A 7,614-nucleotide genomic window follows, 5' to 3' on the forward strand; every position below is an offset into this window, starting at 1 on the left:
AGGATGGGATCGGCCCCGGACAACTTGACGACCGCTGGAGTCGGCGCGGTTTAAGAGCGGAAGGTTTTCTGCGTCTTTGCTGCGATGCAACATTAAACCGCGCCCGTTGCGGTATGCGATTTTTTTTGGATGGGATCGGCTCCGGCAGACTTAACGACCGTTGGAGTCGGCGCGGTTGAAGAGATCAAAAAATCGTAAACACAATGTTCTTAAACACCTAAACCGCGCCGACTCCGGCGCTGGTGGGTCGCACCAGCGCCGAGCCGAGTCACGAACGGCGCATGTCGCGCCGGGCGCGGTTTAGTCGGCGATGAGGGCAAAGCTCTCCTCGGCCGCATCCAGCGTCGCCTGGATCTCGGCCTCGCCGTGCGCCATCGAGACGAAACCGGCCTCGAACGCGGACGGCGCCAGGTAGACCCCGCGCTCGAGCATGGCGTGGAAGAAGGTCTTGAACTGGTCCTGATTGCAGGTGGTCGCTTGCGCGTAGTTCGTGACCTTCTCGCCGGTGAAGAAGAGCCCGAACATGCCGCCGGCCTGATTGGTGCTGAAGGGGATCCCCGCGGCATCGGCGCGTGCCTGAAGGCCGGCGAGGAGCTGCGCCGTGGTGGCGCTCAGGCGGTCGTAGAAGCCGGGTTCGCTGAGCAGCTCGAGGGTCTTCAGACCGGCTGCCATCGCGATCGGGTTGCCCGAGAGTGTACCGGCTTGATAGACGGGACCGAGCGGGGAGATGCGGGACATGATCTCGCGCTTGCCGCCGAAGGCGCCGACCGGCATGCCGCCGCCGATGACCTTGCCGAGCGCGGTGAGGTCCGGGGTGACGCCGAACAGTTCCTGGGCGCCGCCGCGCGAGACGCGAAAGCCCGTCATGACCTCGTCGAAGATGAGCACGGCGCCGTATTGGTCGCAGATCGCGCGCAGACCTTCGAGGAATCCCGGCACGGGCGGGATGCAGTTCATGTTGCCGGCGACCGGTTCGACGATGATGCAGGCGATCTCGCTGCCGATCTCGGCGAAGGTCTCGCGGACCTGCTCCAGGTCGTTGTAGGCCAGCGTGATCGTCAGCTCGGCCAGGGCCGCGGGCACGCCGGGGGAGCTCGGCTCGCCGAGGGTCAGTGCACCGGAGCCGGCCTTCACCAGGAGCGAGTCGACATGACCGTGGTAGCAGCCCTCGAACTTGATGACCTTGTCGCGGCCCGTGTAGCCGCGGGCCAGCCGCAGGGCGCTCATGGTCGCCTCGGTGCCGGAGCTGACCATGCGGACCAGGTCCATGCTCGGGACCAGCTCGCAGACGCGGTCGGCCATGGTTGTTTCGAGCTCGGTCGGGGCGCCGAAGGAGAGGCCCTTCTGGATGCGCTCCTGCACGGCCGCGATGACCTGCGGATGGGCGTGCCCGAGGATCATGGGGCCCCAGGAGCCGACATAGTCGACATAGCGCTTGCCGTCGGCGTCGATCGCGTAGGCACCGGAGGCGCTGTCGAAGAAGACCGGATCGCCGCCGACGCCGCGAAACGCGCGCACCGGCGAGTTCACGCCGCCGGGGATATGGCGCTGCGCGGCTTGGAAGAGATCATGGGATCGGCTCATCGGGGGTCTCCGTGGAGAAAAAGTGAGGCATAGGCGCGCGCCGCGGCGGCGAGGTCCGGCTGCGCAAAGACACCGGTCACGACCGCCAGCATCCGGGCGCCCGCCGCGATCAATAGCCCGCCATTTTGTGGCGTGATCCCGCCGATCGCAACCGCGGGAATGCGAAGGCTGTCGCGCGCGGCGCTCAGAAGCTCCACGGAGGCGCGCACCGCATGCGGTTTGGTCGCCGAGGGGAAGAAGCTCCCGAAGGCGACATAGCTGGCCCCGGCCTGCTCGGCGGCCCGGGCGAGGGCCAGATCGTCGTAGCAGGAGACGCCGATGATGGCGTCCGCGCCGAGGCGCCGACGGGCCGCGATGGGGTCGCCGTCGTTGCGGCCGAGATGGACCCCGTCGGCGCCGATCTCCGCGGCGAGTGCGACATCGTCGTTGACGATGAGGGGCATCCCGGCGGCCCGACAGACGCCGAATACGGCGGCGGCCTGGTCGAGTCTGAGCCGTCGATCCGGTCCTTTATGGCGATACTGGACGAGCCTGGCCCCACCCGCGATGGCCTGCGCGACCTGCTCGGCGAGGACGTCGGGGGGCTCCGCGGTGTCCGGGGTGATCAGATAGAGTCCGTCGAGGTGTGTCATGGGTCGAGTGCGTAAAGGCGATTGGGTGTCAGCTGGCAGCGGCCGGTCCGGAGCGCCCGATCGAGGCTCTCCCAGGTGTAGGCTTGGGCCTCGGCGACGGCCTCCGGCATCGGCGCCCCGAGCGCGAGGCGGGCGGCGATCGCGCTCGCCAGCGTGCAGCCCGAACCATGATATTCGCCGGCCAGGCGCGGCCAGTCCAGGCGTTGTTGAAGCCCCTCGGCGTTGAACAGCCAATTGGTGACGTCGGGGGTGTCGTCGTGCGTGCCCGTGATCAGGACCCATGATGCGCCGAGCGAGAGCAGGCGCGTCGCGCAGTCGGATGGGCCGAGTGCGCCGGTCAAGGTTTGCGCCTCGGGCAGATTCGGCGTGACGAGCGTGCTGCGGCGAATCAGGCCCCCGCGCAATCGATCCAGCATGGCGGCGTCCGCGACCCGTTGTCCGGCGCCGCTGCCCAGGACGGGGTCGAGGACCACCGGAAGGTCGGGGTTTTCGTCGATCAGCGTGCCGAGCAGGTCGATCAGCGGGGCGCTGCCGATCATCCCGATCTTGAGTGCGCCGGGGATGCAGTCGCGCAACAGGGCGCGACACTGTCCCGCGACATGTCCCGGGGCTTGCGGGTAGACGCGCGAAAGCCCGCAGGTGTTTTGCTCGGTCAGCGCGCTGATGACGGTGACCGGGAAGGCGCCCGCGGCCCGCACGGCCTCGGCGTCGGCGAGGATGCCGGCCCCGCCGCTCGGGTCGTGGCCGCCGACGCAGAGGACGAGGGGTCGATCGTTGATCCTGCTCATGGGACGAGTCTCTTCTGTGCAGCCGGCCTGTGCGGCCGGATTGCTCCGTTCGGCGCCGCCGCGGAGGGCGTTCCGCGGAAGCTCGGAGATGATTCGCCCGAGCTTCGTTGAAATCCGAGTCGATTCGCCCGACCATTTGATGCCATTAAACCCCGACGCGATTATGGATGTCGATCCCGACACACCCTCGCGCCGGGGGCCGGAACCGCGACGGAGCGACTTGATGAAGACCTACATGTGTGTGATTTGCGGCTTGATCTACGACGAGGCCGAGGGCTGGCCCGACGACGATATCCCGCCCGGGACGCGTTGGGAGGATGTCCCGCTCAACTGGAAGTGTCCCGAGTGCGGTGCCGGGAAGGACGACTTCGAGATGGTCGAGGTCTGATGTACCGTGATCTTGACGATCCGGCGACGCCGAGCAGTGGGTCGGTAGGCGAATCCGAACGGCTGCAAGGGCTCCGTGGTTCCCGCGCATTGCGGATTTTCTCGTCTACACTCCTTGACATGGACGCGATCGCGGAACGACAGTTGAGCGGACTCGAGGGCCTTGAGGTTGCCGGGCTCGCCAGGCGGTATTGTGATCTTATCGAGGCGTCTTCAACGGACGAGCATCGTCGGCGTTGGTTGTGGGATGTCGCAAGCCTGCTGCCGCGTCTTCAGGCAGCCATCTCCTCGGTGTCGGCCCCGGTTTCGGGCGTGATTCCGATGAGCGTGGCGGATCTCGATGCGCGCTTCGAGCTGTTCTGGCGCTTGCGCCGGCTGCTCGCCGATCGCGACGGCTATTGGTTGGAGTTCGATCGTGCCAGCGAGGGTGCCGACGGGATGACCGGGAGCTTGGCGGACGATCTGACCGACATCTATTGCGAGCTGAAATCCGGACTCGGGCTCTATGCGTGTCACCCCGAGTGCGCCCTGAGGGGCTGGGCCTACGGGTTCGATCGCCACTGGCGCCAACATCTCGTCGATGCCGAGCGCCACCTCGCCCTGCTCGCTGCACAAGGTCGGCTCGACCTTTGACCCTTAATCTTGCGGTAGTATAATGGTCGGGTTTTCTGCTAACCTTCCGCGCTAAATCGATTTGTCAAGAGGCCCAGACCTATGTCCGCGGTGTTGAATGATATCGAGCTGACGCTGACCGCGCCGGCTCAAGCGAAGATGGCCGATCTGTTCGAGCAAGTCGACGACAACGTTCAGGGCGTGCGTGTCTTCGCGACGCCCGGTGGCTGTAGCGGTATCAGCTTCGGGATGACCTTCACCGATGCCATCAACGACGACGACGGCGTGTTGGCATTCGACGGCTTCAAGGTCGTGGTCGACGACGGTACGCTGCCCTATCTGCGCGGTGTGGAGATCGACTTTGTCGATCAAGGCGAGGGCAACGCGACCTTCGTCTTCAACAATCTTCCGCAGCTCGGCGGCGGCGGAGGCTGTGGCTCTTGCGGGTCCTCGTCGTCCTCGGGCGGCGGCGGCGGCTGCTCCTGATCTCGAAAGCCTTTCGTCGCCTCGAAACGAGAAGCGGCTTATGCCGCTTTTCTCGTTGGGGCGATAGAGGATCGTATTCTGTTTTTCGCGCGTTTGGAGTCGAGTCGGTATGGTGAGGGTCGGAATCGTCGGCGGCACGGGATATACGGGCGCGGAGCTCTTGCGGATCTTGGTACGGCACCCCGCCGCTGAGCTGGCGGTCATCACGTCACGGAGCGAGGCAGGGATCCGCGTTGCCGAGATGTTTCCTCATCTGCGGGGTCGGCTGGATCTCGAGTTCACAGTGCCCGACGATGGCGCGCTGGCTGAATGCGACCTCGTTTTTTTCGCCACGCCCAACGGAACGGCCATGCAGGCGGTGCCGGATCTGCTCGGGCGCGGCGTGCGTGTGGTCGATCTGGCTGCCGATTTTCGTCTGAAGGATCCTGATCTCTGGGAGACCTGGTACGGCATGCCTCATGCCTGTCCCGAGCTTTTGGCCGAGGCGGTCTACGGGTTGCCGGAGCTCAACCGGGATGCCGTGCGCGGCGCACGACTGGTGGCGAATCCGGGTTGCTATCCGACGGCGGTGACACTCGGGTTTCTGCCCCTGCTCGCCGCCGGGGTGGTCGATCCGAGCTGGTTGATTGCCGATGCAAAGTCCGGCGTCAGCGGTGCCGGGCGCAAGGCGACGACGGGGTTGTTGATGGCCGAGGTCGGCGAAAGCTTCAAGGCGTATTCCGTCACCGGGCATCGGCACGCTCCGGAGATCCGCCAGAACCTCGAGCGCGTTTCCGGTGCAGGACTGAATCTGACCTTCGTGCCCCATTTGGTCCCGATGATCCGTGGGATCGAGGCCACGCTCTATGCGCGATTGACCCGATCCGACGTTGATCTCGACGACCTCTTCTCGACCTACTACGCGAACGAGCCCTTCGTGGATCCGATGCCGGGCGGGGCGCATCCGGATACCCGTTCCGTGCGCGGGTCAAACCTCTGCCGGATGGCGGCGGTGCGTCAAGGTGGCTCCGGTGTCGTTGTTGTCCAGTCCGTGATCGATAATCTGGTAAAGGGCGCGGCAGGGCAGGCGGTGCAGAATATGAATCTGATGTTCGGCATTGACGAATCGGCCGGGCTGGATGCTTTGGCTCTCCTACCCTGAGCGCCGGGTCCGTTTGAGTCCGACGAAGCCGGGTGAGCCGATGTGCAAGCGGTCCAGTGCTTGGACCTTCGGTCCGGGATCATACGATCCCCATGCCTGAGTCATTGCGACGCCTCTCCTATCGGCTGCTGGCGGGCGGTTTCTATGCCGTTCTCTTGGCTGCAGCGCTCTGGGCGGGATTCGAGCTTGGCCAGGAGCGCGTGACGTCGCTCATGCAACCGGAGTTGGCTGCGTTCGACGCGGAGCGGCTTGACGTGGTGGCCGAGCGCGATGCGTTGCGCGGCGCTTTGGCCGCAGCGATGCGCGAACAGGTCATTGCGGAGCGCAGTCGTCAGATCGATCGGGAGATGGCGCGTGCGCTGACCGATCAGCTCAAGGAAGCGCAAGACGCACGCTTGGACTTGAATCGGGAGCTCTTGTATTTAAAGCGACTTGTCCAAGAGGGCGACCGAGGTGCATTACGGGTTCAAGATCTGCGCCTCGTCTCCGAAGGACCGCCCAAGGCGTTCCGCTATACCTTCACGCTGACCCAAGTCGTGCCGGGATTCTCGGAGTCCACCGGGCACATTCGATTCGAGATCGAAGGGCGGACCCCAAGCGGTGCGGTAACCCTGTCGCTCGCGGATCTCCCGAGTGCGGCGCCTCGAGCCCTGCCGATCGCGCTCGAATATCTCCAAAGTCTGTCGGGGACCTTCGAGCTCCCCGGCGATTTCGAGCCGACCGGTCTTCTGATCGGGATCGAGCCGTCCGACGATCGCTTGATACCGACGTCGGAATCCTTCCCCTGGGCACCGACGATCGAGGCGCCGTCGCCAGGCGGGTCGCTCGAGGAGGCGTTGTCTAAACCGCGTCCAGAGCGAGATGCTAACTTCCGAGTGAGCTCGACGTTTGGTGCATCCACGGCCCTTAGCGGGAGACGCGGTTTAAAATTTGATATTTTTTAATCGTTTAAACCGCGCCAGCTCTAACGCTCGTCAAGTCTTCCGGGGCCGATCCCATCCAAAAACATCGCATACCGCACCGGGCGCGGTTTAAAAGGGCTTGATCCGGATTGCCGAATCGAGAGGTCTCACGCATCGACTGGCTCGCCGACCTTCCCTGCGCGCTTGAAAAAACCGATGGAGAGCATAGGATAAGGGGCCTGAACACTTCAACCCAAGAGCCGACCTGCTATGACGACCGAAGTTGCTGCCGATGTACCGCTGGTTTTCACCACCTCCGCCGCATCCAAGGTGGCTCAGTTGATCTCCGAGGAGGGTAACCCCTCGTTGATGCTGCGGGTTTACATCCAAGGAGGCGGGTGCTCGGGTTTCCAATACGGCTTTACGTTCGATGAAGAGGTCCAGGACGGCGACACCGAGGTCGTGACGGACGGCGTCACCCTGCTGGTTGACCCCATGAGCCTCCAGTATCTGACGGGTTCCGAGATCGATTACACCGAGGGTCTGCAGGGCGCTCAGTTCGTGATCCGCAATCCCAACGCGACCACGACCTGCGGTTGCGGCTCGTCGTTCTCGACCTAATTCTGCCCCGGCCGAGCCGCCGGCTCGGCCGTTGATGCTGCTTCGGCGGGCGCCAGCGGTGGAATCGCCAAGGGAATGACGCGCGGGCTCGGCCGATCGATGACTGTTGCCTCGGCGCTTGGTTCTTGCGAAAACCATTGCAAAGCAGCGTAGCCCAGGAGCCCGAGCGCGACCGCGACCAAGAGGACCGCGACGATGCGTAGCGTCTTGCTTCGCGCCTTGCGTCGTGGCCATTCCGTTTGTCTAAATTTGTAGTCTCGCATCATGACTCGAACACAACGCTCGGAAAAATCGAAGTTTTCCAGGTACCTACTAGTGTAGTCCCAAACGTGGTCGACCGACAAGTCGCGACCTGCCGGAGGTTCATCGAAAACCTCGACGGCTTGTCGGCCCCTTTTCTCCGTCGTAACCTGCTCGGCTTCTATAGCTGAATCCCTAAAGGGTTGGACGACCGAACATCA

The 7,614-nt window shown here is 64.3% G+C and carries 10 protein-coding genes (1 of these 10 running past the window's edge); 7 read left to right on the forward strand and 3 right to left on the reverse strand.

Translation table 11 applies throughout. From position 1 onward, the window contains the following. Positions 1-300: 300 nt before the first annotated feature. The 3 genes from hemL to KFB96_RS20010 are packed head-to-tail and all read right to left on the reverse strand — an operon-like array spanning position 301 to position 3,004. Positions 301-1,584, reverse strand: coding sequence for a glutamate-1-semialdehyde 2,1-aminomutase (gene hemL / locus KFB96_RS20000; protein ID WP_213460772.1), 1,284 nt, complete (start codon positions 1,582-1,584; stop codon positions 301-303). Further along, positions 1,581-2,216, reverse strand: a complete 636-nt coding sequence (gene thiE, locus KFB96_RS20005) for a thiamine phosphate synthase (RefSeq protein WP_213460774.1) — start codon at positions 2,214-2,216, stop codon at positions 1,581-1,583. The genes hemL and thiE overlap by 4 nt, the downstream gene beginning before the upstream one ends. After that, entirely contained in the window at positions 2,213-3,004 is a 792-nt protein-coding gene (locus tag KFB96_RS20010) for a hydroxymethylpyrimidine/phosphomethylpyrimidine kinase (protein ID WP_213460776.1), read from the reverse strand. The genes thiE and KFB96_RS20010 overlap by 4 nt, the downstream gene beginning before the upstream one ends. Positions 3,005-3,227: 223 nt before the next feature. On the opposite strand from KFB96_RS20010, the gene KFB96_RS20015 reads away from it, so the two are divergent. The 7 genes from KFB96_RS20015 to tyrS form a co-directional block, all read left to right on the forward strand. Further along, entirely contained in the window at positions 3,228-3,392 is a 165-nt protein-coding gene (locus KFB96_RS20015; protein WP_007191431.1) for a rubredoxin, read from the forward strand. Positions 3,393-3,535: 143 nt separating this feature from the next. Beyond that, on the forward strand, positions 3,536-4,024 hold the full coding sequence (locus KFB96_RS20020) for a DUF5063 domain-containing protein (protein ID WP_300970579.1): 489 nt from the start codon (positions 3,536-3,538) through the stop codon (positions 4,022-4,024). 81 nt (positions 4,025-4,105) lie between these two features. Then, complete coding sequence (locus KFB96_RS20025; RefSeq protein WP_213460780.1) at positions 4,106-4,489, forward strand: iron-sulfur cluster assembly accessory protein; 384 nt, start codon at positions 4,106-4,108, stop codon at positions 4,487-4,489. 109 nt (positions 4,490-4,598) lie between these two features. Then, complete coding sequence (gene argC / locus KFB96_RS20030) at positions 4,599-5,630, forward strand: N-acetyl-gamma-glutamyl-phosphate reductase (RefSeq protein WP_213460782.1); 1,032 nt, start codon at positions 4,599-4,601, stop codon at positions 5,628-5,630. 92 nt (positions 5,631-5,722) lie between these two features. Beyond that, positions 5,723-6,574: a DUF6776 family protein gene (locus tag KFB96_RS20035; RefSeq protein ID WP_213460784.1), complete on the forward strand. Its 852-nt coding sequence runs from the start codon at positions 5,723-5,725 to the stop codon at positions 6,572-6,574. Between the two features lie 228 nt (positions 6,575-6,802). Then, entirely contained in the window at positions 6,803-7,153 is a 351-nt protein-coding gene (gene erpA, locus KFB96_RS20040) for an iron-sulfur cluster insertion protein ErpA (RefSeq protein ID WP_213460786.1), read from the forward strand. Positions 7,154-7,613: 460 nt separating this feature from the next. After that, on the forward strand, position 7,614 holds a 1-nt sliver of the coding sequence (tyrS, locus tag KFB96_RS20045) for a tyrosine--tRNA ligase (RefSeq protein ID WP_213460788.1). It continues 1,202 nt past the right edge of the window; only 1 of the gene's 1,203 nt is visible here; the start codon is cut by the window's right edge — 1 of its three bases falls inside, at position 7,614; its stop codon lies beyond the right edge, outside the window.

The organism is Thiocapsa sp. (assembly GCF_018399035.1).
Taxonomy (GTDB): domain Bacteria; phylum Pseudomonadota; class Gammaproteobacteria; order Chromatiales; family Chromatiaceae; genus Thiocapsa.